The following is a 25,360-nucleotide window of genomic DNA, read 5'->3' as shown; positions in this document are numbered from 1 at the left end:
TCAGGCGGCGTGCAGCACCGCGCCGCGTGCCTTGGCGGCATCCGCCGTACCCAGTTCCAGCCCGTCCGCATAAAGGATATGCGGCCCGTCGCAGAAGACCTGGAACAAGGTGGTCTCATGGCTGCCGAGGTCGGTGATGAATTCGTTGTCCACCAGCGCCCGTGCCGCCACAAGCGCGCGTTCGGAGTTGAACAGTGCCCTTGCGCGCCAGTCGCGGATCAGCACCATCTGGTCCCCCGCGAGGATCGCGTCCCGCTCGGGCCGGGTATGGCCGAGGGAGCCTGCGGACAGCCCGATCTGATGCACGATGCGCGTGCTGCGCTGGATGTGTCTGACCTTGGAAATGCCGGTGTCGCGGGTGATGATCTTGTCCCCGACAGAGAGAAATTCCACCGGAATTTCGCCGTCAAGCGTCAGTAACATGGCACCTTGGACCAGTCCTGTGTCCAGGACGGCGTAGGGGGTGTATTGGCCCGCATGGCGATCTTCCTCGCCTACGCGCCCGACCGTATTCGGTTTCATGGGCGTCTCTTTCTTATCTGTACCTGCCTCAGGTTATCCCGAACATATGACAACAACTTGTTAATGTCTTGCCTTTTTTTAGACCGGCGGCCCGGCTTTTTTGGTCTCGCCTATCGCTGCCGGGTTTGGTAATCAGCGGTTCAGGCCGCGAACGGGGCCGCGTGCGGGTGTGGCGGAATTGGTAGACGCACCAGATTTAGGTTCTGGCGCCTTTGGCGTGGGGGTTCGAGTCCCTTCACCCGCACCAACTTTTGTTGTGCTACCGCGCGGAGCGCTAATTGGGTACAGTTTTGGTTTGAGGTTTGTCCTCTCACCTGCACCATCTGCTAACGTGCAAGGCCAGCGCGCGGCGAAAGTCCGAACTCAGGCCCTCCCGGACCTCGGCGACTAAACGCAAGCCGGGCCATCGCCCGCCCGACCGGCGGGCAGGCGATGGCCCGGCGCCTTCGGCTTGTTCCGGGCTTTGGGTGCCACTGATCAGCGCCAGCACCCCCAAGGCTCCCGGCTTCAGACCGAGGAGAGGCGCGCCCCGGCGCTGCGCCAGCCGGGCAGGGTGTCGTCAAGGTAGCCGGAAATCCCGGTCAGCCCCGCATCCTGCAGGGCGGTCTGCATTTGTCCCAGCACCCTTGGCATGAACCGCAGGTATCCCGGTTTGCCGTCGCGTTTGTTCAGGCGGGGGAACAGCCCTGCGATCCGCGTGTGCCGCTGCGCGCCCAGAAGGTAATAGCGGTGCAGGATCCCGGCATCGGGTCCCATTCCTGCCGGGGCGGCGGCCAGGTAACGCTCCAGCATGCGCGCCTCCAGCCCCGGTGCCAGATCGCGCCGCGCATCCTGTAGCAGGGACAGCAGATCATATTCCGGCGGTCCCAGCACGGCATCCTGAAAATCCAGCAACCCGCAGCGCGCAACGCCCTGACGCCCGGGCAGGAGCATCAGGTTGTCGATGTGAAAATCCCGCAGCACCAGCGCATCCTGCGCGGCTTCCAGCGGGGCAAGGGCCTCTTGCCAGAGCGCGCGCCAGGGCGCATCGAAACCGGCCACCGGCAGGTCGGGGCGCAGGGCGGGCATGAACCATTGTGAAAAGATGCTGACCTCATCCAGCAGCGTGGCGACATCATAGCGCGGCACAAGCACCTGGACCGCCTGCGGCGCGGCATGCAGATGCAGCAATGCGTCGATGGCAAGTTCGTAAAGCGCCCCCTCATCCGCGCCCTGATCCAGCAGCGCCCCATAAGTCGCGGTGCCGAAATCCTCGATCAGGGCCAGGCCCTTGTCCGCATCCGTGGCCAGCACCCTTGGCGCGCTCAGCCCAAGGTCGCTCAGGTGCCGGGCCAGCCGGACAAAGGCGGCAAAGCCGGTCGGATCTTGACGATCCTCCATCAGCAGCAGGTCCGCCCCCTTGATCCGCAGATACCGCCGGGCAGAGGCATCGCCGGGCAGGGGGGTGAGCACCGCCTGGCCGTGGCCATGACGGGCGAGGAAGGATTGGTGATCGGGCTCTGATGTGCTCATGGGCGCATATCGGACATTTTGCGCCAGGCTTGCAAGCACCACAAATGCAAACGGCGCCCCGGATCGGGGCGCCGGAGGCTGCTGAAAAAGCACGTTCCTGCACCCGCTCCCCCCGAAACAACGAAATCGTTCTTCCACGACGCCAGCCACAAGCCTTGGCCCGGGTGTCAGCCCGGGCCGCGCCCGACCCTCCCCCCGGGAGGGCGCTTTTGGTGACTTCTCGTATCACACTGACAACATTGATATTTGTAAGGGAGGCGCTCCGAATGCGCGTCTCAATGCGCCCTCCCAGGCTCGGGCGCGGCCCTTCGTTCGAAAACGTAACGCAGAGCGCAGAAGAACGATTTACCTCCGGCGGCAGCCGTTTCCGGGTTTGTCAGCAATCTGCGGCGCCCCGGATCGGGGCGCCGCTTTTTTTCGTATTCAGACCCGGATCAGGCGAGGTCGAAGCGGTCCGCTTCCATCACCTTGGTCCATGCCTTGACGAAATCGGCGACAAAGGTGTCGGCCGCATCGTCCGCGCCATAGACCTCGGCCAGCGCCCGCAGCTGCGAGTTGGAGCCAAAGATCAGATCGGCGCGTGTCGCGGTATGGGTGACCTGGCCGGTCTTGCGGTCCGTGGCCTCGAACACCTGCTGGCTGTCGTCGACGGCTTTCCAGGTGTGGGTCATGTCGAGAATGTTGACGAAGAAGTCGTTCGTCAGCGTGCCGGGCTTGTCGGTAAAGACGCCATGCCTGGTGCCGCCGTAGTTTGCACCCAGCACCCGCAGGCCGCCCACCAGCACCGTCATTTCGGGTGCGCTCAGGGTCAGCAGCTGCGCCCGGTCCACCAGCAGTTTCTCGGTCGGTACGGCGAATTCCGCCTTCAGGTAGTTGCGGAAACCATCCGCCTGCGGCTCCAGCACCTCAAAGCTTTCCGCGTCGGTCTGCTCGGCGCTGGCGTCCATGCGGCCGGGGCGGAAGGGCACTTCGAGGGTGTGACCGGCCGCTTTGGCCGCCTGTTCCACGCCGACATTGCCACCCAGCACGATCAGGTCCGCAAGCGAGACCTTCTTGCCGCCGGAGGCACTGGCGTTGAAGTCGGCCTGGATGGTTTCCAGCGCGTCCAGCACCTTGGCCAGCTTGGCCGGTTCGTTGACTTCCCAGTCCTTCTGCGGGGCCAGACGGATGCGCGCGCCATTGGCACCGCCGCGCTTGTCCGAGCCGCGGAAAGTGGAGGCCGAGGCCCAGGCGACCGAGACCAGTTCGGCAGTGCTGAGACCCGTTGCCAGGATTTTCTCCTTGAGCGCCGCGATGTCGCCCTGATCGACCAGCGGGTGATCCACAGCCGGGATCGGATCCTGCCAGATCAGGTCTTCCGCCGGCACTTCCTTGCCCAGGTAGCGGGTTTTCGGCCCCATGTCGCGGTGGGTCAGCTTGAACCAGGCGCGGGCATAGGCATCGGCAAAGACATCCGGGTTTTCAAGGTAATGCCGGGCGATCCTGGCATATTCCGGATCGACCTTCATTGCCATGTCGGCGGTCGTCATCATCGGCTGATGTCTGCGGCTGCCGTCATGGGCATCCGGCACGGTCCCGGCCAGCGCATCGCCTTTCGGCTTCCACTGGTTGGCACCTGCGGGGCTTTTTGTCAGTTCCCATTCGTTGTTCAGCAGAGTCTCAAGATAGGACATGTCCCAGGTCGTCGGCGTTGCGGTCCAGGCGCCTTCGATGCCGGAGGTGATGGCGTGCACGCCGATGCCGCTCTCAAAGCTGCTTTTCCAGCCGAGCCCCATGTCTTCGATGGCGCCTGCTTCGGGTTCGGCACCCACCAGGCTCGCATCGCCCGCGCCATGCGCCTTGCCGAAAGTGTGGCCGCCCGCGGTCAGCGCCACGGTTTCCGCGTCGTCCATCGCCATCCGGGCAAAGGTTTCGCGGATGTCATTGGCCGACAGCTGCGGATCGGGGTTGCCATCGGGACCTTCGGGGTTGACGTAGATCAGGCCCATCTGCACGGCGGCCAGCGGGTTTTCCAGGACGCGTTCGCCGGAATAGCGGCTGCCGGGCTTGTCGGAAGTGGCGAGCCATTCCTCTTCGGTGCCCCAATAGATGTCTTCCTCGGGTTCCCAGATGTCCTCGCGGCCACCGGCAAAGCCGAAGGTCTTGAAGCCCATGGTTTCCATCGCGACGTTGCCGGTCAGGATCATCAGGTCGGCCCAGGACAGGGCGCGGCCATATTTCTGCTTGATCGGCCAGAGCAGGCGGCGGGCCTTGTCCAGGTTGCCGTTGTCCGGCCAGGAGTTCAGCGGTGCAAAGCGTTGCGAGCCGGAGCCGGAGCCGCCGCGGCCGTCACCGGTGCGGTATGTCCCGGCGGAGTGCCAGGCCATGCGCACGAACATCGGGCCGTAGTGGCCGTAATCCGCGGGCCACCAGTCCTGGCTGTCCGTCATCAGGTCGGCGAGGTCCTTCTTGACCGCGTCGAGATCCAGCTTCTTGAACTCCTCGGCATAGTTGAAGGTGTCGCCCATCGGATCGCCAAGCGGGGAATTCTGGTGCAGGATCTTCAGGTTAAGCTGGTTCGGCCACCAATCCTTGTTGGAGCGCATGTCAAAGGTCGTGTGCTTGCCACTGCCGTGCATGACGGGGCAGCCGCCCTTTTGGTCGATATCGTTGCCATCCATTTTATGTCTCCTCAGGTTACGGAATTAGAATCGTTATAACCCGGCGGGCAGGGATTTATAAGTTGGATTTGCTGATTGTCTTGATAGTCTAAGGTTATGAAGAATCTTACCATAAGACAGTTTCGTTATTTTGAGGCGATTGCCGAACAGCGCCATTTCGGCCGCGCGGCCCAGGTCTGCGCGATTTCGCAGCCCGCACTTTCTACCCAGATCAAGGAGATGGAGACCACCCTTGGCAAACCGCTGTTCGAGCGGGGGCCAAGACAGGTGCGCCCGACCGCCTTTGGTGTTGAATTCGCAGGCCATGTGCGCGCGGTGCTGGAACAGGTCGAGGCGCTTGAGAATTTTGCCCGCGAGGCGCAGGGCGATCTTGCGGGGCAGTTCCGCCTTGGCGTCATTCCGACAATCGCGCCTTATCTGCTGCCCAGGCTGATTGGCCCGCTGACCGCAGCCTATCCCGGCATTGACCTGCATGTCCGCGAGACGCTGACATCGCGGCTGGTGCAGGAATTGCAGGATGGACGGCTCGATGCGGCGATCGTGGCGCTGCCGGTCTCTGTGCCCTCGCTGACAGAGGTGCCGGTCTTTTCCGAGCGTTTTGTCTTTGTCCGGCCCGAGGCCGCTGCCGGCCAGCCGGCGCCAGGCGGCAGGGATCTGGCCGACATGCGGGTGCTGCTGCTGGAGGAGGGCCATTGTTTCCGGGATCAGGCGCTGGCTTTCTGCAACCGGCCCGCATCGGTCCCGCGCACCGGTCTGGACGGCAGTTCGCTGGCAACGCTGGTGCAGATGGTCGGCGCGGGGATCGGGGTGACCGTGATCCCGCAGATGGCCGTGCGGGTGGAAACCCGCTCGGCCGCGGTGGATTGGGTGCCCTTTGCCGGACCGCAGCCCAAGCGCACCGTGGGCATGATCTGGCGCAAGGCCAGCCCCCTGACCCGGCACCAGGCCGCATTTGCCCAGCTGGTGCGACAGGCCGCCGGGGATGCGGCGGATATCCGGCCCGAAGAGCGCCCGCAGGGCTGAAACCGGGACGGTTTGCCTAAAATCCAATGCATTCGCGCCGCGCCGGAGCCGGGGATGCCCGCATCCGCGTTAAGCGGGTCGTAAGACATGGGTCCCTATGGTTCAGCATCATCGCCCGAGGCCGGGCCGAATCTGTTCTTCGAAGGGAAAATGTCAATGTCAGAACCGGCAAAGAAGCCTGCCCGCGTTCATCCGATGCGCAGCCTGTTTTTCAAGACGGCTCTTATTGTGGCGATTTGCGCCATTGGCGTTGTGGCCGCGATCGAGGTGATCAATATGCGGACCGCACAGGCGCGCCTGCACGATACGATCATGACCCGCGCGACGGAAATGACGGATCTGCTGGCCCTGCAACTGGGCGGGGCCATCAAATTCGAGAATTACGACGCGCTGTCGGAAATCGTGGTGGGTACGCTGGAACACTCCAGACCGGACGCGGTTGCGGCCGCCGCAGTCGATGCGGCGGGGGCCGCCATGCAGGCCGTTCAGGGCCCGCCGCCGGAGCCAGAGTTGCTTGCCTTTGCCCGCGAAGCAATGAAAACTGGTGAACCGGTCGTGGACCGGAACCGGCTGATCATGGCGACGCCAGTCCTTTTCGGAGACCAGAGCTTGCCGGTCGGTGCCATCGCAACGCGCTGGACGGATGAATTCATTCTGGCAGACTACAGGGCTTCGGCCTTTCAAAGCCTTCTGGCCGGGCTGCTGGCGCTGCTTTGCGCGCTGGCCGGCGCGTCCTTTCTGCTGCACAAACTGATCACGGCACCCCTCAACGTACTGGGCCGTTCGATGAAATCTGTGGCGCAGGGGGATTATGAAACCGCTGTCCCGCATACCGTCCGCCGGGATGAGATCGGCCTGATGGCCACCCAGCTGGAGGCCCTGCGCGCGGTGCTGCGCGAGGCAGATGCAGCAGCCCATGAAACCGCATTCAAGAGCGCGGCATTTGCAGGGTCTTCGGCCTCCCTGATGATGGTGGATCGTGATTTCCGGGTGATTTTTGCCAACCCTGCCTGCGAGGAACTGGTAAAGGCCAATCTGGAAGAACTGGCAAAGGTATGGCCGGACCTGCAGGGCCAGACCTTGATCGGCGGCGACCTGCGCAATTTCCAGCCCGTGCGGGATGCCGTTGCACAGGTCGAGCGTGGCGGCCTGCGCGGCGGAACAGAGACCGTCAACGAGATGGTGCAGATGGGCGACCGCCTGCTGCGGATATCGCTGAATGCGGCGCTGGGGCAGGAGGGGGAGATGATCGGCTGCGTCATTGAATGGACGGACCGGACCGATGCGCAGCGCAACGCTGCATTGCACCATGCGCTGGATTCGAACCAGCTGACGGTGGAATACGACCTGAAGGGCAAGATACAGGATGCAAACCAGAACTTCCTTGACCTGATTGACGGGACCAAGGAAGACACCCGCGCGTGCAACCTGGCCTCGATGTTTGCCAAGAACCTCGACGGCGACCACGATGGCAGCAAATTTGTCACCAAGGTCATTTCCGGAGAACCCATGCGGGGCCGCTTCAACGTCTTTAGCGTCCATGCGCAGAAGACCTTTGTGATCGACGGCAGTTTCGCCGTTCTGACCGACCATAAACGCAAGCCGCACAGGCTCATCTTCCTGGGCAGCGACGTGACGGAGCAGGACCGGGCCATGCGTGCCGCCGAAGCCGCCCGCGAGCAAAGCGCCGCAGAGCAGGCCAATGTGGTCAGCCTGCTTGGCGATGCGCTGAACAAGCTGGCCAATGGCGATCTGCGGGCCGATCTGACCAGCGATATGCCCGCCTCTTACGAAAAGCTGCGCCGCGATTTCAACGGCACGGTCGAATCCCTGCGCGAAGCGATGTCGGCGGTCATGCACAATGCCGATTCAATCCGCAACGAGACTGCAGAAATCACCTCCGCGGCCGACGACCTGTCGCGGCGGACCGAGAAACAGGCGGCAACCCTTGAGGAAACCGCCGCGGCGCTTGATGAACTGACGGTGTCGGTGCGATCTGCCGCCGAAGGTGCCGACGATGCCAGCAGCATGTCCGCCGAAGCGCAGAAAAATGCCCAGCAGGGCGGAGAGATCGCGCGTCAGGCCGTGGCTGCGATGGACGGCATCAGAACCTCTTCGCAGGAGATCTCGAAAATCACCTCCGTCATCGACGATATCGCTTTCCAGACCAATCTGCTGGCGCTGAACGCGGGTGTCGAAGCCGCCCGCGCCGGTGAGGCGGGGCGCGGTTTTGCCGTCGTCGCGACAGAGGTGCGGGCCCTCGCGCAACGCTCCTCGGATGCCGCGCGGGAGATCAACGCGCTGATCTCCTCCAGCGGCGAACAGGTCAGCCAGGGTGTCGATCTGGTGGACCGCACCGGCTCCGCCCTTGCCGCCATCGTGACTTCCGTGTCTGAAATCTCCAACCGGGTGTCGAACATCGCCACATCGGCGCGGGAGCAATCCAGCGGGCTGGCGGAAATCAACACCGCCGTCAACGAACTGGATCACGTGACCCAGCAAAACGCCGCCATGTTCGAGGAAACCACCGCCGCCAGCCATGCGCTGACCGCCGAGGCCGATGCCCTGGCGGCTGCCGTGGCGCGGTTCCGGCTGAACGGCGAAACCGCGGGCGCAACCGCACCCAGGCCCGCCGCCGCATCGGTGCCCATGACCCCGCCGCGCGCCGTGGCCCCGGCCACCCAGGGCAATGCGGCGCTGGACATGTCACAGGACGTGGATGCAGACGGATGGGAAGAATTCTGAGGCGCGCAGGCGCAGGTCATCCGCCTCGCCGGTCAGGCGCTACCGGATGATCCGGTCAGCTTCAGGAAACGAAAATGCGGGCAGGCGGGTCAGTCCCGTTTGCCCGCAAACCGTTCCGCCCAGCCTTCACGCTCTTCATCGGTGATCTTTGCAAACAAGACCTCCGGCACGTCAAAGCCATGTCCCGGCGGCAGCGCGGCGAGGGCGGCGGGGACGTCATCGGGCCAGACCGGGGCCTCGACCCGCATCGCGGCCAGCATCCGCGCCGCGGCATCGGGGATGAAAGGGGCCGAAAGCCTGGCATAAAGCGGGATCAGGTTCAGGGCCAGCCGCACCTGTGCCGCCGCCCTGTCCGGGTCGGTCTTGAACACGGACCAGGGGGCCTGTGCCTGCAGGTATTCGTTGCCCGCCGCCCAGATCGCACGCAATTCGGCGGCTGATTTGCGCACCTCCACCGCATCCATCTGCGCCTGATAGCGTGCGACGCGCGCGGTGATATCCGCGATCAGCGCCTCTTCCTCCGGACCATAGCTGCCTGCTTCCGGCACCGCCTCGCCGAACTTGGAGCGGCAGAATTTCGTGATCCGGCTGACGAAGTTGCCCAGCACATCGGCAAGGTCCTTGTTCACCGAAGCCTGGAAATTTTCCCAGGTGAATTCCGCATCCGAAGTTTCCGGCGCATGGCTCAGCAGCCACCAGCGCCAGTAATCCGCCGGCAGGATCTCAAGCGCCTGATCCATGAACACCCCGCGCCCCCGGGAGGTGGAGAACTGCCCGCCGTCATAGGTCAGGTAGTTGAAGGACTTGATGTAATCGACAAGCTTCCAGGGCTCGCCCGACCCCATGATCGTCGCCGGAAAGCTGAGGGTGTGGAAGGGCACGTTGTCCTTGCCCATGAACTGGGTATAGCGCACGTCATCGGCCCCCTTGTCGGTGCGCCACCAGCGCTCCCAGTCGGACCCCTTGCCCGCGTCCACCCATTCCTGGGCGGAGGCGATATATTCGATCGGCGCATCGAACCAGACGTAGAATACCTTGCCCTCCATCCCCGGCCAATCGGCATCACCGCGTTTGACCGGCACGCCCCAGTTCAGGTCGCGGGTGATGCCCCTGTCCTGCAGCCCGTCGCCATCATGCAGCCATTTCTTTGCAATGGAGGTGGTCAGCACCGGCCAGTCGGCCTTGGCATTGATCCAGTCGTTCAACTGATCCTTCATCTGGCTCTGGCGCAGCATCAGGTGCTTTGTCTCGCGCATCTCAAGGTCGGTGGCGCCCGAGATCGTGCTGCGCGGATTGATCAGCTCGGCGGGGTCCAGCTGCTTGGTGCAATTGTCGCATTGATCGCCGCGCGCATCCTCGAATCCGCAGTTGGGGCAGGTCCCCTCGACATAGCGATCCGGCAGGAAACGCCCGTCGGTGGGGGAATAGATCTGTTCCTGGGAGACTTCCTCGATCAACCCGGCATCTGCCAGCACACCCGCGAAATGCTGGGTCAACACGCGGTTCTGCGGCGACGAGGACCGCCCGAAATGATCGAAGGACAGCCCGAAGCCTTCGGCGATGCGCGCCTGCACCTGATGCATCTCGGCGCAATATTCGGCCACCGGCTTGCCTGCCTTGGCGGCGGCCAGCTCTGCCGGGGTGCCATGTTCATCGGTGGCACAGAGAAACAGAACCTCATGCCCCCGGCCGCGCAGATAGCGGGCATAAAGGTCGGCAGGCAATTGGCTGCCCACGAGGTTTCCCAGGTGCTTGATGCCGTTGATATAGGGGATCGCGGAAGTGATGAGATGTCGGGTCAAGGGGCCGGCCTTTGGTCAGTGAACAGCGCTGCTTTATCAGCACCGCATGCCGCATGCCAGCCCGTCAATCGCGACGCTGGCTGTCGCGGGCGCGACCCGTGAGCCGTCCGATCAGGAAGCTGGTGCGCGGCGCATAGACATAACGTGTGCGTTTCGCCCCGGTCCGGCCCCTGTGCATCCGCAGCAGGCCAAAGACCACCAGCACCCCATGCCCGACCGAGATCATCATGAAAAGCGCGGAAGGCCCGAAGTTCTCGATCAGCACCGAGGCGATATAGGGGGCAAAGATGGCCCCGGCCGCGAACCAGAACATCAGCGCGGCGGAAAGTTCGACCCTTTCGTCGTCGCTGGCAAAATCATGGGCATGGGCCGCGGCCACCGAATAGATCGGAAAGGTGGTCAACCCGAACAGCCCGGCGGTCAGGAAGATGCCCACCGTCCCCAGCCCGGCGGAAGAGACCGTGACCCCGCAGGCCATCATCGCGGCCACCGACAGCCAGATCAGCACCCAGCGCCGGTCGAACTTGTCGGCAAGCCAGCCCACCGGCCATTGCGCAATGGCGCCGCCAAGAACGAAGGCGGTCAGAAACCAGGCGATCTGTGCCGCACTCAGCCCGACTTCCTGGCCGTAGATCGGGCCGACCATCCGGAAGGATGCGCTCGACAGGGCCGCGACCACGACGCCGGCCGCGGCAAGCGGGGAGCGGTCAAAGGCCAGACGCGGCCGCAGACGCGGCTGGCTTGGTGTTTCGGGCTGCCGCACCGTGGACAGTGTAATCGGCAGCAGGGCGGCACAGCAGACTATGGCAAGGATGTTGTAGGAGACATAGGACGCGGGTGCGAGGATGCCGACGATCATCTGCGCGGCCATCGACCCGGTCATGTCCACGATCCGGTAGATGCCCATGGTGCGCCCGCGCGTTTCATTGGTGACCTTGGCCTGCAGCCAGGCCTCGATCACCGTATAGCAGCCCGCCACGCAAAGCCCCGAGGCGACGCGCATCAATGTCCAGGCAAAGGCATCCACCACCAGCATATGCGCCATCAGCCCGATGGAACCGGCTGCGGTAAAGGCGGCAAAGGCGCGGCTGTGGCCCACCGATCCCATCAGGCGCGGCGCCCACCAGCAACCGATGAAGAAGCCCAGGAAATGCGCGGAGCCGAGCAGGCCGATTTCCTGCCGCGAAAACCCAAGGACAGTGCCGGATAACACATCAAGCGGCCCCACGCCGCCAGAGGACAGCTGCAAAAGGATGACCGAGAAAAACAGGGCGGCAAATGAAATCAGCAAACGCATGGGGCATCATTGGTCCATCCTTGCGCCCAACCCAAGCCGAAACCCGACAGGGCGCGTCGCATTTCAGGGTTTGGTCCCGAAATCTTAATCTTTTGTGAGAAAGTTATGGTCACCTGCCGGGGCATTGACGCTTGCAGCCGGATTGCTGCCGGGTAGTCTGCCCGCCAAACAAGGGGACGACGATGCAAAAACGGAAATTGGGCGGCAGCGACCTGGCCGTGACAGACCTGTGCCTGGGGTCGATGACCTGGGGCACGCAGAACACCGCCGAAGAGGGGCATGACCAGATTGATCTGGCGCTGGATGCGGGGGTGAATTTCATCGACACCGCAGAGATGTATCCGGTCAACCCGATCCGCGCCGAGACCATTGGCCGGACCGAACGGATCATCGGGCTGTGGTTCGAACGCGACAACCGGCGCGCGGAGGTGGTGCTGGCCACCAAACACTCCGGCGAAGGCATGGCCCATGCCCGCGACGGCGCGCCGATTTCGGCAGCGACGATCCCGGCCGCCATCGAAGGGTCCCTGCGCAGGCTGCAGACCGATTACATCGACCTCTACCAGTTTCACTGGCCGAACCGGGGCAGCTACATGTTCCGCAAGAACTGGGATTTCGACCCCTCCGATCAGAACCGCGCGGAAACCATCGCCCATATGGAGGACGCGCTGGGCGCGCTTCAGGCCGAGGTGAAACGCGGCACGATCCGTGCCTTCGGGCTGAGCAATGAAAGCGCCTGGGGCATGAGCCAATGGGCGCATGTGGCCGACCGTATTGGCGGGCCAAGGCCGGTTTCGGTGCAGAATGAATATTCGCTGCTCTGCCGTCTGGCCGATACCGATGTGGCAGAGGCCTGCATCAACGAAAACATTGATCTTTTTGCCTTTTCCCCCCTGGCGGCGGGCCTTTTGACGGGCAAATACCAGGGCGGTGCGGTGCCCGAGGGCTCGCGCATGGCGCTGAATGGCGATCTGGGCGGGCGCAAGACCGAGCGGGTTTTTGACGCGGTTGACGCCTATCTGCAGGTGGCGCGCGATCACGATCTGGACCCGGTGCAGATGGCGCTGGCCTGGTGCCGGGCGCGGCCTTTCATGGGGTCGGTGATCTTTGGCGCGACCAGCACCGCCCATGTGGAACGCGCGCTGGGCGCGGCGGATCTGACGCTGAGCGATGAGGTCAACGCGGCGCTGAACGCGGTCCACAAGGCGCATCCGATGCCCTATTGAGACGACCTGTCGGATGCAGGGTGTCGAATGCCGCGCATTTCCGCCTCTTGGGGGCGAGTTTTCTGAATTTCGTCAGCGGACCGTGCCAGGCAATTCCGACCCAAGCCAGACCTTGGGTCTGGTATGGGGCAAGGTTAGGTGAGCGGGACTTTGCTGCCATGTCCGACATTCGAAACAGGTCGCGCCCGAACCGAGGGGTGGGCGAGTAGCGCCCGCGTCACGCCTCAGGCGTGCCTCTTGCAAATGAACTGGCGCGCCTCCGGCGCGACGGGGGCGGTTCGGGCGCTGCCAAAGCTTTGCTTTGGCAATGGGTCCTTACTTTGAGAGCACAGGTTGGCCTCCTTCCCGCCCTTCGCCGCATTCTTCACGAATGACCGTTTGGCCCCTGTCGCGTGCTTCGGACGTATCGCCGCGCTCCGGCTCAGCGATGTGACGCAAAAGCCGGTTTTGCCTGACATCTGACAGTCGGGCGGAATTTTGCAAAATTCCGGCCCGATTTTTTTCAAAAAAATCGGCTAGCCAGACTTGCCTGTCCGCTGTCGCATTTGGCTTGCCGACATCTGGAACCGCGTCCTGAAGGCCCGCGCAAAGCTGGCCGGAGAGCCGAAACCGGTGTTCAGCGCGATCTCCTGCAGTGGCAACCGGGTGTCGCGCACCAACCGTTCCGCCTGTGACAGCCGCAGGGCAAGGTAATGCGCCTGCGGGGTCACCCCCAGATGGGTCCGGAACTGCTGTTGCAAGGCCCGGTCGGAAACCCCAAGCTCCGCCGCGATGTCCCGCAGGGGCAGGGGCGTTTCCAGCGCCGCTTCCATCCTCTGCTGGGCGCGGGCGGTCAGCCGGGAATGGCGCGGGTTCTGGGCGCGGCTTTGCGGGCGCGGCGGCGCCGGGTCAAAGATGAAGGCGGTGGCGATGCGCCCGGCCAGCGTTGCACCGTGCCGGTCCCCGATCAGGTGCAGCATCATCTCCAGCGCCGGGGCCGCCCCGGCGGAGGTCAGCCGTTTGCCACTGACCTGATAGCGGGTGTTGATCAGCTCAACTGCCGGAAAGTTATGGGAAAACCCTTCGAAATCCTCCCAATGGGTGGTGGCGCTGTGCCCATCCAGAATACCGGCCCGCGCCATCACCCAGGGGCCGCCGTCGATCCCGGCCACAATCGCGCCCTGCGCCGCGATCCGGCGCAGGCTGGCGGTCAGCTGCGGCGTGGTCTGCGCCTCCACCGCAAATCCTGCGACGATGATCAGCAGATCGGTGGCAGGCATCTTGTGGATCGGTGCTGCGGGAATTTCCAGACCGCTGGTCAGCTGCACCGCCCGGTCGCGCGGGGTGGCGAAGTGCCATTCATACAGCGGCCGCCCCGCCTGCCGGTTTGCCGCGCGCAGCGGATCGACCGCCGCGGCCAGGGTGAGCGTGTTGCAGCCGTCGAGAACCAGAAGGGTGGTATGGGTGATTTCTGCGGATTTCATCAATCATCCTTCGTATTGTGCAAAGCGCTCTTTGCCAAGTGTCGTCATGATCGCGGCAAGCATCAGAAAGGACCATGCCATGCCGCTGACTATGAACCAGGAGGTGTTCATCACCTGCGCCGTGACCGGATCGGGCAGTACCCAGGAGCGCAGCCCGCATGTGCCGCGCAGCCCCGCCCAGATCGCCGAGAGCGCCATTGCGGCGGCCAGGGCCGGGGCGGCGATCGTGCATTGCCATGTGCGCGAGCCCGAAAGCGGGAAACCCAGCCGGGATCTGGCCTATTACCGCGAGGTGACGGAGCGGATCCGCGAATCCGAGACCGACGTGGTGTTGAACCTGACCGCCGGCATGGGGGGCGACATTGTCTTTGGCCCCACCGAACACCCGATGCCCCCGATTGCAGGCACCGACATGATCGGCGCTTCCGAACGGGTCCAGCACATCGCGGAATGCCTGCCGGAGATCTGCACGCTGGATTGCGGCACGATGAATTTCGCCGAAGCCGATTACGTGATGACCAACACCCCCGGCATGCTGACCGCCATGGGGTCGATGATGACGCATCTTGGCGTCAAGCCCGAGATCGAGGCCTTTGACACCGGTCACCTTTGGTACGCCAAGCAGCTTGTGAAGGACGGTGTGCTGGACGCGCCGGCACTGGTGCAGCTTTGCATGGGCGTGCCCTGGGGCGCGCCGGACGATCTGAACACCTTCATGGCGATGGTCAACAATGTGCCGGAAGACTGGACGTTTTCCGCCTTTGCGCTGGGGCGCAACCAGATGGCCTATGTCGCCGCCGCGGTGCTGGCGGGCGGCAACGTGCGGGTGGGGCTTGAGGACAACCTCTGGCTCGGCAAGGGGCAACTGGCGGAAAACTGGCAGCTGGTCGAACGGGCCGGGACCATCATCGAGAACATGGGCGCGCGCATCATCGGCCCGGCAGAGGTCCGCGAGAAGCTGGGCCTGACCAAACGGGCGCCCAAGGCGTGAGGCTTTTGCGCGCCCTTGCAATCGCCGGGGTTCTGGCGCTGGCGGCCTGCGCGGCAAAACAGGCGGGCTATCCCACTGGCACGCTGCCGCTGCGCAACCCGACGGCCCCGCTGGGCGGCAGCGCGCGCTTCGATCCGGGGCGCTTTTCCGGTGACTGGGTGACACGCGCCTGCATGGGGCCCTGCGTGCCATCGGTCAGCTTTACCCAAAGCCTGACCGGCGCGGTTTCCGAAAGTGACGCACGGGGCAGCCGCGCCTATCTGCCGGATGCGCCGGGCGTCCTGCGCGCGACGGCGGGCGATGATGTGCTGGTGGTGATGTGGGTCGACGAGGGGTTCCGCACCGCCGCCGTCGGGCTGGCGGACGGCAGCCGCGCCGCGATCATCGACCGCAGCCTGACCGGCGGGGCCGACCGGATCGCAGCGGCGCGCGAGATACTTGATTTCAACGGCTGGGACGTCAGCCAATTGCGGGGGGTGGCACAATGATCGGTGTTCTTCTGATTGTCGTGGCTCTGGCCTTTGGCGCCTTCTGGGTTGGCGGCATGGTGCTGGGGGTGCGTGACACGCCGCCCTTCGGCTGGAGCGTCAGGGCCTGTGCATCGCTCTGTGCGGGGATGGCGCTGGCGGGCGTGATTTTGATGGGATTGAACATATGACCAAGACGGCAGCAATCATCGGCGGCGGTGTGATCGGCGGCGGCTGGGCGGCGCGCTTTGCGCTGAACGGCTGGAACGCGCGGGTCTTTGACCCCGACCGGCAAGCGGCGCGCAAGATCGGCGAGGTCATGGCCAATGCGCGGCGGTCCCTGCCGGGGCTGACCGACGTGGCGCTGCCCGCCGAGGGGGCGATCACCTTTCACGACAGCATCCATGAGGCGGTCGAGGGCGCGGCCTGGATCCAGGAAAGCGTGCCGGAGCGGCTGGACATCAAGCACAAGACCTTTGGTGCGATCCAGCAGGCCTGCGATCCGGCCGCGGTCATCGGCTCCTCCACCTCCGGCTTCAAGCCGAGCGAGCTGCAGCAGGGCGCGGCGCGGCCCGAACAGATCATGGTCGCCCATCCCTTCAACCCGGTCTATCTGCTGCCGCTGGTCGAACTGGTGCCGGGCAACGGGATCGACGGGCCGATGGTGGACCGGGCGAAAGAGATCCTGACCGGCCTGGGGATGTATCCGCTGCACCTGAAAAAGGAAATCGACGCCCATGTGGCGGATCGGTTTCTTGAGGCGGTCTGGCGCGAGGCGCTGTGGCTGGTCAAGGATGGCATTGCCACGACCGAGGAGATCGACAACGCCATCCGCTACGGTTTCGGCATCCGCTGGGCGCAGATGGGCCTGTTCGAGACCTACCGCGTCGCCGGGGGCGAGGCAGGCATGAAGCATTTCATGGCGCAGTTCGGGCCCTGCCTGCAATGGCCCTGGACAAAGCTCACCGATGTGCCGGAGTTCACCGAAGAGCTGGTGGATCTGATCGCGGGCCAGTCGGACGCGCAATCGGGCGCGCATTCGATCCGGGAACTGGAGCGCATCCGCGACAACAACCTGGTGACCATGATGCGGGGGCTGAAAGCACAGGACTGGGGCGCAGGCGCCCTGCTGAACGTGCAGGAGAAGGCCATGCGCTCCGGCACCGCCCTGGGTGCCCGGGCAGCAGACCTGCCCGCCGATGCTCCGGTGCTGACCGCCCGCCGGACCGTGCCGCTGGACTGGACCGATTATAACGGCCATATGACGGAATCGCGCTATCTGCACGCCTTTGCCGATGCCACCGACCGTTTCATGGAGATCATCGGCTGCGATGCGGCATATATCGCCTCGGGTGGCAGTTATTTTACCGCCGAAACCCATATCCGGCACCTGGACGAGGTCCATGCCGGGGCGGTGATCGAGATCCGGACCCGGGTGATCGCCGGGGCGGGCAAGAAGATGCATCTGTTCCATGAGATGACGGAGGGTGACAGGCTGCTGGCCACGGGCGAGCATTTCCTGCTGCATGTCTCGCTGGAGACCCGCAAGCCCTCGGCGCCCTCTGCCGGGATCGAGGCGGCGCTGAGACGTTTCGCCGAAGCTCACGCGGCGCTCCCTGCGCCGGACGGAGCCGGTCGCCACATCGGCGCGCCGCGGTGAAGTCTGTCCTGATCACCGCCGGTGCCTCGGGCATCGGCAGGGCGATGGGGGAAGCATTTGACGCGGCGGGCTATGAGGTCTGGGTGACGGATCTGGACCGGGCGGCCCTCGCGGGCTGTCCCGCCACCTGGCAGTGCCGCGAAGCCGGGGCGGCCGATGAAGAGGCCATGCGCGGGGCCTTTGCCGAGATGGGAGCGCTTGACGTGCTCTGCGCCAATGCCGGTATCGCGGGGCCGACCGCGCGGGTGGAGGATGTGGCGCTGGAAGACTGGCGCGCCTGTGTCAGTGTCAATCTTGAGGGCGCTTTCCTGGCCGCCAAACATGCCGCCCCGCTGATGAAACAGGCCGGGCAGGGGGCGATGATCCTGACCTCCTCCACTGCGGGGATATTCGGCTATCCGAACCGCGCGCCCTATGCGGCGGCGAAATGGGCGGTGATCGGGCTGATGAAGACGCTGGCGATGGAGCTGGGTCCCTTCGGGGTGCGGGCCAATGCGATCTGCCCCGGCGCGGTTGAGGGGCCGCGCATGGAAGCTGTGCTGGCGCGTGAAGCTGCGGCCAAGGGCATGACCCGCGATCAGGTCTATCAGGGCTATGCGGCAGGTACGTCGATGCGGTCCTTTGTCGAGGCACGCGATGTTGCGGAGATGGCGGTTTTTCTGGCCTCTGACGCGGCGCGCAGGGTCTCGGGGCAGGTGATCGCGGTGGATGGGCATACGGAGAACCCCGACCCGAAGCCGTGAATGTATGTTTTGGTAACGTGTCCTTTGGTGTTCTGGCTTTTGGTGTTGTCAAAAGGCGCGCGCTGCGCGCGCATTCCATTCCTGGTTTGCCGCTTCGGGTCTCACCGTCCCAGAGGCCCGGAGCCGCCCGCGATTGATCCCCGGTCTGGCACCGCGCCGCCCGTCCCTCCAGCAAAATAGCCGTCTCCCCGCGATGCGGGGCCCCTCGGCGATTTTGCCGGACCGCCGGTCTGCGCCGCGCCGTCCCGGTCTCAAGCGAGGGCGGCTCCGGACCAGAGGCGGGTCAGCGGATCAGGGCGCGCATCTCGCTCAGCTGATCGGGGAAATCGCGGGCGGTGTTGGAGGCTTCGCGCACCAGGGTGTCGAAGTCCTGGGTGAAAATGTCGATCCGGGCGCGGTCGCGGAAGGCCATGTAGTGGCCGCCGGTATAAAGGACCGCGATGAGCGGGCCGAAGATGGTGATCGGGGCGGAATAAAGCCTGCGGGCGTCGAACTGGTAGAGCCGCAGCCGGGGGTAAAGCTGCCGCGAGAGCCGGATCATATGGTCGCATTGTGCCAGACGGACGGGAGCGGGCAGGCCACGGTAATAGCCTGTGCCACGCACAAAGCAGTCCAGCTCATAAAGCGGCAGGGCGATTTCATATTCGGAGGTGGCGTCCAGCATCAGGTCGAGCCGGTCGCGCGAGGCGTTGATCGCCTGTTGCGCGGTGCGGCGCAGGTGGGGGCCGTATTCCCAGGCCAGCATGTCGTCGGTTTTCAGCATGTCGGGCAGGGCGGCGGGGACATGGCGGATCTTGTAACCCCGTGCCTCCTGGTGCCAGACAAAAAGCTGATCATCGACAAAGGCGCGCGGAGCCTGTGACATGGAGATGCTGTTGGACATCAGATCGGCGGCGGATTCAGGGCGGTCCGAGATTCCCAGCAGCCAGTCGGCAGAGACGCCGAGCACCTGGGCGCAGGCACCGACAACATGGCCGCCGGGCAGGCGGGCGCCATGGTCCGAGAGCGCCTGGGACAGGGTGGAACGGTCAACGCCGATGCCGCGTGCCAGCGCGCTCTGGCTGATCCCGGCGGTGCGGATCGCCTGTGCAAGACGGGTGCGAAAGACCTGGGCGCGTGCCGATTTGTTGTCTGCCTTAGGCATGTGTTAACTTTTATCACCAATTGTAAGCTTTGTTCATCATTATCGGAATGGTCTGATCGCGCAAGGGCGATCACCTTGCGGCAAAGGACTTTTACAGGGAACCAGCGATGCATTTGAGCGAGGCCGGGCAGAACCACGCCACCCCCATCCCCCGGTATCTGCGGTCCGCGCTGCGGGCCATGGCGGGCTGGGAATGGCCCACGATCGGCCTGTTCCTGGCGGTTGTCCTGATCTGGGCTGTTGCGGTGCTGCTGACCTCGGGGGGCGTATCGCTGATCCTGCTGGTCCTGGCGCTGACGCTGCATTCCTCGCTCAGCCACGAATTCCTGCATGGGGGTCCGTTCCGCTCGGTCCGGGCGGGCACGATGCTGGGTCTGATACAGCCGGGGCTTTTTGTGCCCTATCTGCGTTTCAAGGCGCTGCATCTGGAACATCACCAGGATTCCCGCCTGACCGATCCCTACGACGATCCGGAAAGCAATTATCTGGACCCCGACCGCTGGGAGCAGCTGCCGCGCTGGCACCGCCGTGTGCTGATGCTGAACAACACCCTTGCGGGCCGGATGTTGCTGGGGCCGCTGGTGGGGATGGGGGCCTTTCTGCGCGATGACCTGCGCCTGATCAGGGCGGGCCATGCCGAAGTCCGCCGCCACTGGCTGCTGCATCTGCCGGGGGTTGTGGTGACGCTGCTGGTGGTCGCCTGGTCGCCCTTGCCGGTCTGGCTGTATCTGGTGGCCTGTTACGGTGCCCTGTCGGTGCTGAAGATCCGCACCTTTCTGGAGCATCAGGCCCATGCCCGCGCCTCGGGGCGGACTGTGGTGGTGGAGGACCGGGGGCTGCTGGCGCTGCTGTTTCTGAACAACAATTTCCATGTGGTGCATCACGTGCATCCGCAGCTGCCCTGGTACCGGCTGCCGGGGGTCTATGCGGCGCGGCGGGACAAGTTTCTGCGCCGCAATCATGGCTATGTCTACCGCAGCTATGCCGAGGTGTTCCGTCGGCATCTCTTCTCGGCAAAGGACCCGGTGGCACATCCGCTCTGGCGTGGGTCGCAGGATTGACCTAATCGGTGGGCATGAGTGCTGTTTTGCCCGATCTTTGGATTCTCGTCACCCTTGCCGCCGCATCGTTTCAGACGGTGCGCTTCATGCTGCAAAAACATCTGGCGACAGCGACGCTCTCTGCCGCGGGGGCCACGTTTTCGCGGTTTCTCTATTCGGTTCCCTTCATCCTGCTGTTGCTGGCGGTATACCTGGTGGCGGCGGACAAGCCGCTTCCGGCCCTGGGCGACGGGTTCTGGCTTTATGGGTTGGCGGGGGCCTCGGCACAGATCCTGGCGACGGTCTGCGTGGTGATGCTGTTCAAGCAGCGCAATTTTGCCGTGGGCATCACCTTCAAGAAGACCGAAGTCATCCAGACCGTGCTGGTAGGCTGGATCGTGCTGGGCGAGGGGGTGTCCCTGCCCGGTTTCGCGGCCATTGCGCTGGGCATCGTCGGGCTGCTGCTGCTTTCCGGCGGGCCGGAGGTGACCGGGTTCCATTGGCGTGACATGCGCAACCGGGCGGCGGGGCTGGGCATCGCCTCGGGCGTGCTGTTCGCGATTTCGGCGGTGACCTACCGGGGCGCCTCGCTGAGCGTGGCGGAGGCCGATCCGATCCTGCGCGCGGCGGTGACGCTGGCGGCGGTGGTGGTGATGCAGACTGCGATCATGCTGGTCTGGCTGCGGTGGCGCGAGCCGGGGCAGATCAGGGCCGTCTGGGCGGCGCGGCGGCTGGCGCTGTGGATCGGGCTGACCTCGATGGGCGGATCGTTGTGCTGGTTCATCGCCTTCACCCTGCAGAACGCGGCCTATGTGAAGGCGCTGGGGCAGGTTGAACTGATTCTGAGCGTGGCGGCCACCACGCTGTTCTTCCACGAAAAGATCACCAGACGCGAATGGGCCGGGATGGCGGTGCTGGTGGCGTCGATCCTGATGCTGATCCTGGTGATCTGAGCGGCGCGATGCCGGGCAGGCTTCGTGCCCCCGAAGCAGAAGAGGTTTCGCCGCGAAACCCAACAATGGGTTAATTTATTTCTGTTGATCGGCCCCGGCGCGCCGCCGTTTCCGCATCCCTGTCGTGCCAGAAGCAGATCGTGTTGCGGGCGATGGCCATCATCTGCCCTGTTTCTTTGCTAACCGGTCGGCAGCTTCCCCCGCAGGCGCAGGAACAGGCTTTCCTCATCATTGTTCTTGAAGAACGGGACGGATGCGGGCGGGTTGCGGTCGCGGGCGCGGGCCTCGACCTCGGCCATGACGACTTCGGTGATGAAGGGCATGTCAAAGGACCGCGCCTCTGACAGCGGCACCCATTGCAGGTGGCTGAGTTCATCGCAGGCGGCGTCGAAATCATCGAGGTCGGAGGCGATGTCATCGGCATCCACCAGGAAGAACCGCGCGTCAAAGCGGCGCGGGCGGCCCGGCGGGGTGAGCGCGCGGAAGGTGAATTGCAGCGGGGCGGCATGGGGGACATGGCCGGTGGCGGCAAAGCTTTCCCAATCGGGGGGCGGGGGCCTGTCCCAACTGCCGGGGCGGCCCAGGATCAGGCCGGTTTCCTCCCAGAGTTCGCGGATGGCGGCCACGGCGATGGCATGGGCCAGACCGGGCTCCGCATCCTCTGCAATGCGGGCGGCACAGGTCTCGGGCAGGGGGCTGGCCAGGGGCACCTCGGCATCGCCCGCATCCACGGCGCCACCGGGAAAGACGAATTTGTTGGGCATGAAAACGGCCTTGGACCCGCGCTGCCCCATCAGGATGCGCGGCGCGTCGAACCTGTCGCGCAGTACGATCACCGTGGCGGCATTGCGGATCTGGCTTTTGTCGATGGTCATCTGTTCCCCCGGTTCAGCACTGCCGAAAGGGGAGATCAGGCCGAGGTTGCGAAGCCGCCCATGCCCTTGGCCCATTGAAAGCCGATCATGGCCCCCTTCAGTCTGGGCAGAAGGTAGAGCGAGAGGCCGACGCAGCCAACCGCAAAAATCGTGAACAGGGTCAGCGGCTCCGGACGCCAGGTCACAAAGGCCAGATGCAGTGTCGGGGCCATCAGATGGCCGACAAGCAGAATGGTCAGATAGGCCGGCCCGTCATCGGCGCGGTGATGGTGGAATTCCTCGCGGCAGACGGCACAGTCGTGGTTGACCTTGAGATAGCCCTTGAGCAGGGGGCCCGAGCCGCAGTTCGGGCATTTGCCGCGCCATCCCCTGCGCATGGCGGGCCAGCGGGCGCGATCCTGGTGGTCGGCCGGGGATGTTTCGATGGAGGCGGTGTCGAGGTTCTGTTGCATGAGCTGTTCCTTGGTCTTGCATCTAAATGGAAGCAAGGCGCCTGGAATGGAAGAGCAAAGGCGGGCCTTGCGGCGCTGTGTCGCAAAGCCCGGCGGGGTTGGGACGAAAAAATCCGGCGTTTCGCGACGGAAGTGAGAGTCCGCCCCGTTAGAGGGGGTATCGCGCCGCACGAAGGGGCGCGGGAACAATGGAGAGATCACATGAAACTTCGAGCACAAGTCCAGTTGGTTGCCCTCAGCACATTGATCGCGGTGGCTGCGGTTGCAGGCGCCCAGGCCAGGACCGGCGACCGCGCCGGGATGTTCAGCAAGATTGACGCCGATGGCGATGGCGCCATCACACAGGAAGAGCTTGCCGCACATGCCGCAGCCCGCTTTGCGGCGGCAGATGCGGATGGTGACGGTTTCCTGACACCGGAAGAGATGACGGCGGCGCGCGATGCGATGCGGCTCGAACGCTCTGCCCGGATGGTCAGGGAACTGGACAAGGATGGCGATGGTGCCCTGAACGCCGAGGAACTTGCCGCGCGGGGCGAAGGCCGCGCAGGTGCGGGGCGGGGCGGCAAATGGCAGGCCCGGATGATGGACCGCATGGATGGCGACAAGGACGGCAAGCTGAGCCTTGAGGAGATGACGGCCCGGCGCGATCCGGCCAGGATGTTCGACAAGCTGGATGCGGATGGTGACGGGGCATTGAGTGCCGAGGAATTTGGCAAGATGCGCGGGCATCACGGCAAGCGGCACCACGGCGACAAGGGCTGAGATGCGGTCCGGGCCTGCTTGCCTGGCGGGCCCGGTCGCGCTACGCCCTGAACCTATGCGTCATTTTCCGCCCGATCCCGCCCCCGATGCGGAGGCCTTGCTGCTGGCGCGCTATGCCGGCGGCGATGCTGCGGCGGCGCGCCTGCTGGCGGTGCAGCTTGCGCCCCGGCTTTTTGCCCATGCGGTCCGGGTGCTGGGCGACGGTCACGAGGCCGAGGATGTGACGCAGGAGGCTTTGCTGCGCCTGTGGAAGATCGCCCCGGACTGGCGGGCGGGCGAGGCGAAGGTCAGCACCTGGTGTTACCGGGTGGTGGCCAACCTGTGCACGGACCGGCTGCGCAAGCGCCGGTCGGTGCCGCTGGACGAGGTGGCCGAGCCCGAAGACCCGCGCCCGGACGCCGCGCAGCAGTTGCAGCAACGCGCAAGGGTCGATGCCTTGCAGGCCGCCTTGCAAAGCCTGCCGGACCGGCAGCGGCAGGCGGTGGTCTTGCGGCATATCGAGGGGCTGGCCAACCCCGAGATCGCGCAGATCCTCGACATCGGGGTGGAGGCGGTCGAGAGCCTGACGGCGCGGGGCAAGCGGGGGCTTGCGGTGGCCCTTGCGGGGCAGAAAGAGGCATTGGGGTATGAAACATGACTAAGTCAGAACATGACGACGACAGAGCGCTGGAGGCGCTCTTTGCCCGGGCGCGGTCACATCCGCCGGAAATGCCGGAGCATCTGCTGGCGCGGGTCCTTGACGATGCCCGGCACCTGCAACCCACCCGCGCCGGCAGCCTCTTTGGCGGATGGTGGCGGATGCTGGGTGGTCTGCCGGGTCTGGGCGGGCTGGTCACGGCGACCTGCGTCGGCTTCTGGCTGGGCGTGGCGCCACCGGACGGGATGCCGGACCTGGCCGATCAGATCCTGGGTCAGCAGGTGGTGATGGATGAAACCGCGCCGGATTTGTCCGGTTTCGGATGGGACAGCGAAGAGGGTTGATGGATGGATAAGACAGGCACAGCTGCAAGGCGCCGGATGCGCTGGGTTCTGATTGCGTCGCTGGCGCTGAACCTGATTTTCGTCGGGCTGATTGCCGGGGCGGCCTATCGCCATGCGGGCGGGCCGGGTGCGGGGGATCATGCCCGTGGTCCGGGCGCGCGCAGCTATGCCACGCCCTATGTCAGGGCGTTGCCGCGCGAGGTGCGGCGCGCAATGTTCCGTGATCTGCGCCGGTCGGGCAGCGGCATGCCCAGCCGGTCGGAGCGGCGGGCGCTTTTTGACCGGGTGCTTGCCGCCCTGCGCCAGGAGCCGTTTGACGCCGCAGAGGTGGAGGATGTCCTGCGTGAACAGGGGCGCGTGGCGCTGGCGCTGCAGACCGCTGCGGAAGGCGCATGGCTGGCCGAGGTGTCTTCGATGTCGCCGGAGGAACGGGCCGCCTATGCCGACCGGGTCGCGGCGGAGCTGACGCGCAGGCCGGGCAAACACGGAAAGAAGCCGCGCGAGGGCCGTGAAGCCGAGGATTGACGGCGGAATTCCGGGCAGCTGGCTGATTGTTCCGGCGTGGTGCGCGCGTGAACGGCCGGGATCTTGCGCTGTTTTTGCAACCGCAAAGCTGGGACCACGTTTGCCGAATGTTGGGGATCAACCAAAAGATGACATGATCGAGGGTGCGGCCTGACTTTGCCGAACCCTGACCGGTCTCACATCCGGGGCGTGTGTCAGTTGCCAGGCTAAACCGATTTTTGCGTCACATCGCTGAACCGGAGCGCGGCGCTACGACCGAAGGACGGGGCAGGGGCCAGGCGGTCATCCGTGAAAATTGCAGTGAACGGCGGGATTGAGTCCGGAGTGACATGAGGCGTCAGCCGGGTATCGCCCGACCTGGAGGGCGTTCCTGACCTGCATGTGATGGGAAACGTTTCAGCCCGCAGACCGGATCATGGCTTGGCTGACAGTGCAAAATCGCCCTCCGGGGGGAGGTCGGGCGATGCCCGGCTGACGCCGGGCGGAGGCGCTTGGGGGTATGCACCGCGCCAATGGC

The 25,360-nt window shown here is 64.8% G+C and carries 23 protein-coding genes and 1 tRNA gene; 15 read left to right on the top strand and 9 right to left on the bottom strand.

What is annotated here, in order from left to right; all coding sequences use genetic code 11:
* Window positions 1-522 (bottom strand): Hint domain-containing protein, encoded by a 522-nt coding sequence (locus PVW51_RS17005; RefSeq protein ID WP_269365531.1) that lies wholly within the window; start codon window positions 520-522, stop codon window positions 1-3.
* A gap of 163 nt (window positions 523-685) precedes the next feature.
* On the opposite strand from PVW51_RS17005, the gene PVW51_RS17000 reads away from it, so the two are divergent.
* Window positions 686-769: transfer RNA gene (locus PVW51_RS17000), tRNA-Leu, on the top strand.
* A gap of 260 nt (window positions 770-1,029) precedes the next feature.
* Here the strand turns inward: PVW51_RS17000 and PVW51_RS16995 are convergent.
* Window positions 1,030-2,034 (bottom strand): aminoglycoside phosphotransferase family protein, encoded by a 1,005-nt coding sequence (locus PVW51_RS16995; protein ID WP_274576228.1) that lies wholly within the window; start codon window positions 2,032-2,034, stop codon window positions 1,030-1,032.
* A gap of 434 nt (window positions 2,035-2,468) precedes the next feature.
* Window positions 2,469-4,694 (bottom strand): catalase/peroxidase HPI, encoded by a 2,226-nt coding sequence (gene katG, locus PVW51_RS16990; RefSeq protein WP_274576227.1) that lies wholly within the window; start codon window positions 4,692-4,694, stop codon window positions 2,469-2,471.
* Between the two features lie 96 nt (window positions 4,695-4,790).
* Between katG and PVW51_RS16985 the strand changes: the two genes are divergently transcribed.
* On the top strand, window positions 4,791-5,717 hold the full coding sequence (locus PVW51_RS16985) for a hydrogen peroxide-inducible genes activator (protein WP_274576225.1): 927 nt from the start codon (window positions 4,791-4,793) through the stop codon (window positions 5,715-5,717).
* A gap of 156 nt (window positions 5,718-5,873) precedes the next feature.
* Window positions 5,874-8,462 carry a methyl-accepting chemotaxis protein gene (locus PVW51_RS16980; RefSeq protein WP_274576223.1) on the top strand — a complete coding sequence of 863 codons (2,589 nt, stop codon included), beginning with the start codon at window positions 5,874-5,876 and terminating at the stop codon, window positions 8,460-8,462.
* Window positions 8,463-8,551: 89 nt separating this feature from the next.
* Here the strand turns inward: PVW51_RS16980 and metG are convergent, their stop codons facing one another.
* Window positions 8,552-10,264, bottom strand: a complete 1,713-nt coding sequence (gene metG / locus PVW51_RS16975) for a methionine--tRNA ligase (RefSeq protein ID WP_274576221.1) — start codon at window positions 10,262-10,264, stop codon at window positions 8,552-8,554.
* Between the two features lie 64 nt (window positions 10,265-10,328).
* A complete protein-coding gene (locus tag PVW51_RS16970) occupies window positions 10,329-11,561 on the bottom strand; it encodes an MFS transporter (protein ID WP_274576219.1) in 1,233 nt (410 codons plus the stop codon).
* A gap of 182 nt (window positions 11,562-11,743) precedes the next feature.
* Here PVW51_RS16970 and PVW51_RS16965 point away from each other — a divergent pair, with 182 nt between their 5' ends.
* The gene (locus PVW51_RS16965) at window positions 11,744-12,787 is read left to right on the top strand and encodes an aldo/keto reductase (RefSeq protein WP_274576217.1); all 1,044 of its coding nucleotides are present in this window, start codon (window positions 11,744-11,746) and stop codon (window positions 12,785-12,787) included.
* A gap of 515 nt (window positions 12,788-13,302) precedes the next feature.
* Here the strand turns inward: PVW51_RS16965 and PVW51_RS16960 are convergent.
* Complete coding sequence (locus PVW51_RS16960) at window positions 13,303-14,250, bottom strand: GlxA family transcriptional regulator (protein WP_274576216.1); 948 nt, start codon at window positions 14,248-14,250, stop codon at window positions 13,303-13,305.
* A gap of 79 nt (window positions 14,251-14,329) precedes the next feature.
* On the opposite strand from PVW51_RS16960, the gene PVW51_RS16955 reads away from it, so the two are divergent.
* The 5 genes from PVW51_RS16955 to PVW51_RS16935 are packed head-to-tail and all read left to right on the top strand — an operon-like array spanning window position 14,330 to window position 18,111.
* Complete coding sequence (locus tag PVW51_RS16955) at window positions 14,330-15,241, top strand: 3-keto-5-aminohexanoate cleavage protein (protein ID WP_274576214.1); 912 nt, start codon at window positions 14,330-14,332, stop codon at window positions 15,239-15,241.
* Between the two features lie 5 nt (window positions 15,242-15,246).
* On the top strand, window positions 15,247-15,729 hold the full coding sequence (locus tag PVW51_RS16950; RefSeq protein WP_274576212.1) for a lipocalin: 483 nt from the start codon (window positions 15,247-15,249) through the stop codon (window positions 15,727-15,729).
* Entirely contained in the window at window positions 15,726-15,899 is a 174-nt protein-coding gene (locus PVW51_RS16945) for a hypothetical protein (RefSeq protein WP_269365510.1), read from the top strand. Before PVW51_RS16950 ends, PVW51_RS16945 begins: the two co-directional genes overlap by 4 nt.
* Window positions 15,896-17,368 carry a carnitine 3-dehydrogenase gene (locus PVW51_RS16940; RefSeq protein WP_274576211.1) on the top strand — a complete coding sequence of 491 codons (1,473 nt, stop codon included), beginning with the start codon at window positions 15,896-15,898 and terminating at the stop codon, window positions 17,366-17,368. The genes PVW51_RS16945 and PVW51_RS16940 overlap by 4 nt, the downstream gene beginning before the upstream one ends.
* Window positions 17,365-18,111, top strand: coding sequence for an SDR family oxidoreductase (locus PVW51_RS16935; protein ID WP_274576210.1), 747 nt, complete (start codon window positions 17,365-17,367; stop codon window positions 18,109-18,111). The genes PVW51_RS16940 and PVW51_RS16935 overlap by 4 nt, the downstream gene beginning before the upstream one ends.
* 283 nt (window positions 18,112-18,394) lie before the next feature.
* On the opposite strand, the gene PVW51_RS16930 is transcribed toward PVW51_RS16935, so the two are convergent.
* Window positions 18,395-19,255 (bottom strand): helix-turn-helix domain-containing protein, encoded by an 861-nt coding sequence (locus PVW51_RS16930; protein ID WP_274576208.1) that lies wholly within the window; start codon window positions 19,253-19,255, stop codon window positions 18,395-18,397.
* Window positions 19,256-19,362: 107 nt separating this feature from the next.
* Here PVW51_RS16930 and PVW51_RS16925 point away from each other — a divergent pair, with 107 nt between their 5' ends.
* Both PVW51_RS16925 and PVW51_RS16920 read left to right on the top strand, forming a co-directional pair.
* Entirely contained in the window at window positions 19,363-20,316 is a 954-nt protein-coding gene (locus PVW51_RS16925; protein WP_274576206.1) for a fatty acid desaturase, read from the top strand.
* 14 nt (window positions 20,317-20,330) lie between these two features.
* Window positions 20,331-21,248, top strand: a complete 918-nt coding sequence (locus tag PVW51_RS16920) for a DMT family transporter (RefSeq protein WP_274576203.1) — start codon at window positions 20,331-20,333, stop codon at window positions 21,246-21,248.
* 179 nt (window positions 21,249-21,427) lie between these two features.
* Here the strand turns inward: PVW51_RS16920 and PVW51_RS16915 are convergent, their stop codons facing one another.
* Both PVW51_RS16915 and PVW51_RS16910 read right to left on the bottom strand, forming a co-directional pair.
* Entirely contained in the window at window positions 21,428-22,123 is a 696-nt protein-coding gene (locus PVW51_RS16915) for an NUDIX hydrolase (protein WP_274576201.1), read from the bottom strand.
* A gap of 35 nt (window positions 22,124-22,158) precedes the next feature.
* On the bottom strand, window positions 22,159-22,575 hold the full coding sequence (locus PVW51_RS16910) for a DUF983 domain-containing protein (RefSeq protein WP_114273154.1): 417 nt from the start codon (window positions 22,573-22,575) through the stop codon (window positions 22,159-22,161).
* Window positions 22,576-22,776: 201 nt separating this feature from the next.
* Here PVW51_RS16910 and PVW51_RS16905 point away from each other — a divergent pair, with 201 nt between their 5' ends.
* The 4 genes from PVW51_RS16905 to PVW51_RS16890 are packed head-to-tail and all read left to right on the top strand — an operon-like array spanning window position 22,777 to window position 24,843.
* Window positions 22,777-23,337 carry an EF-hand domain-containing protein gene (locus PVW51_RS16905; RefSeq protein ID WP_274576198.1) on the top strand — a complete coding sequence of 187 codons (561 nt, stop codon included), beginning with the start codon at window positions 22,777-22,779 and terminating at the stop codon, window positions 23,335-23,337.
* Between the two features lie 55 nt (window positions 23,338-23,392).
* Window positions 23,393-23,974, top strand: coding sequence for an RNA polymerase sigma factor (locus PVW51_RS16900; RefSeq protein WP_274576196.1), 582 nt, complete (start codon window positions 23,393-23,395; stop codon window positions 23,972-23,974).
* Window positions 23,971-24,318, top strand: coding sequence for a hypothetical protein (locus tag PVW51_RS16895; RefSeq protein ID WP_269365495.1), 348 nt, complete (start codon window positions 23,971-23,973; stop codon window positions 24,316-24,318). Before PVW51_RS16900 ends, PVW51_RS16895 begins: the two co-directional genes overlap by 4 nt.
* Before the next feature lie 36 nt (window positions 24,319-24,354).
* Window positions 24,355-24,843 (top strand): periplasmic heavy metal sensor, encoded by a 489-nt coding sequence (locus tag PVW51_RS16890; protein ID WP_274576191.1) that lies wholly within the window; start codon window positions 24,355-24,357, stop codon window positions 24,841-24,843.
* The last annotated feature ends 517 nt before the right edge of the window (window positions 24,844-25,360 follow it).

The sequence above is a fragment of the Sulfitobacter sp. PR48 genome, assembly GCF_028807335.1.
Taxonomy (GTDB): domain Bacteria; phylum Pseudomonadota; class Alphaproteobacteria; order Rhodobacterales; family Rhodobacteraceae; genus Sulfitobacter.
Note: the sequence above shows the minus strand (reverse complement) of the source record. Positions and strands in the feature narration are given on the sequence as shown.

Coding starts and splice junctions, on each gene's coding strand:
- PVW51_RS16925 (WP_274576206.1), top strand. CDS start 19,363: ATGCATTTGAGCGAGGCCGGGCAGAACCACGCCACCCCCATCCCCCGG.
- PVW51_RS16970 (WP_274576219.1), bottom strand. CDS start 11,561: ATGCGTTTGCTGATTTCATTTGCCGCCCTGTTTTTCTCGGTCATCCTT.
- PVW51_RS16960 (WP_274576216.1), bottom strand. CDS start 14,250: ATGAAATCCGCAGAAATCACCCATACCACCCTTCTGGTTCTCGACGGC.
- PVW51_RS16920 (WP_274576203.1), top strand. CDS start 20,331: ATGAGTGCTGTTTTGCCCGATCTTTGGATTCTCGTCACCCTTGCCGCC.
- PVW51_RS16945 (WP_269365510.1), top strand. CDS start 15,726: ATGATCGGTGTTCTTCTGATTGTCGTGGCTCTGGCCTTTGGCGCCTTC.
- PVW51_RS16900 (WP_274576196.1), top strand. CDS start 23,393: ATGCGTCATTTTCCGCCCGATCCCGCCCCCGATGCGGAGGCCTTGCTG.
- PVW51_RS16890 (WP_274576191.1), top strand. CDS start 24,355: ATGCGCTGGGTTCTGATTGCGTCGCTGGCGCTGAACCTGATTTTCGTC.
- PVW51_RS16995 (WP_274576228.1), bottom strand. CDS start 2,034: ATGAGCACATCAGAGCCCGATCACCAATCCTTCCTCGCCCGTCATGGC.
- PVW51_RS16980 (WP_274576223.1), top strand. CDS start 5,874: ATGTCAGAACCGGCAAAGAAGCCTGCCCGCGTTCATCCGATGCGCAGC.
- katG (WP_274576227.1), bottom strand. CDS start 4,694: ATGGATGGCAACGATATCGACCAAAAGGGCGGCTGCCCCGTCATGCAC.
- PVW51_RS16985 (WP_274576225.1), top strand. CDS start 4,791: ATGAAGAATCTTACCATAAGACAGTTTCGTTATTTTGAGGCGATTGCC.
- PVW51_RS16895 (WP_269365495.1), top strand. CDS start 23,971: ATGACTAAGTCAGAACATGACGACGACAGAGCGCTGGAGGCGCTCTTT.
- PVW51_RS16930 (WP_274576208.1), bottom strand. CDS start 19,255: ATGCCTAAGGCAGACAACAAATCGGCACGCGCCCAGGTCTTTCGCACC.
- PVW51_RS17005 (WP_269365531.1), bottom strand. CDS start 522: ATGAAACCGAATACGGTCGGGCGCGTAGGCGAGGAAGATCGCCATGCG.
- PVW51_RS16965 (WP_274576217.1), top strand. CDS start 11,744: ATGCAAAAACGGAAATTGGGCGGCAGCGACCTGGCCGTGACAGACCTG.
- PVW51_RS16905 (WP_274576198.1), top strand. CDS start 22,777: ATGAAACTTCGAGCACAAGTCCAGTTGGTTGCCCTCAGCACATTGATC.
- PVW51_RS16915 (WP_274576201.1), bottom strand. CDS start 22,123: ATGACCATCGACAAAAGCCAGATCCGCAATGCCGCCACGGTGATCGTA.
- PVW51_RS16940 (WP_274576211.1), top strand. CDS start 15,896: ATGACCAAGACGGCAGCAATCATCGGCGGCGGTGTGATCGGCGGCGGC.
- PVW51_RS16910 (WP_114273154.1), bottom strand. CDS start 22,575: ATGCAACAGAACCTCGACACCGCCTCCATCGAAACATCCCCGGCCGAC.
- PVW51_RS16955 (WP_274576214.1), top strand. CDS start 14,330: ATGCCGCTGACTATGAACCAGGAGGTGTTCATCACCTGCGCCGTGACC.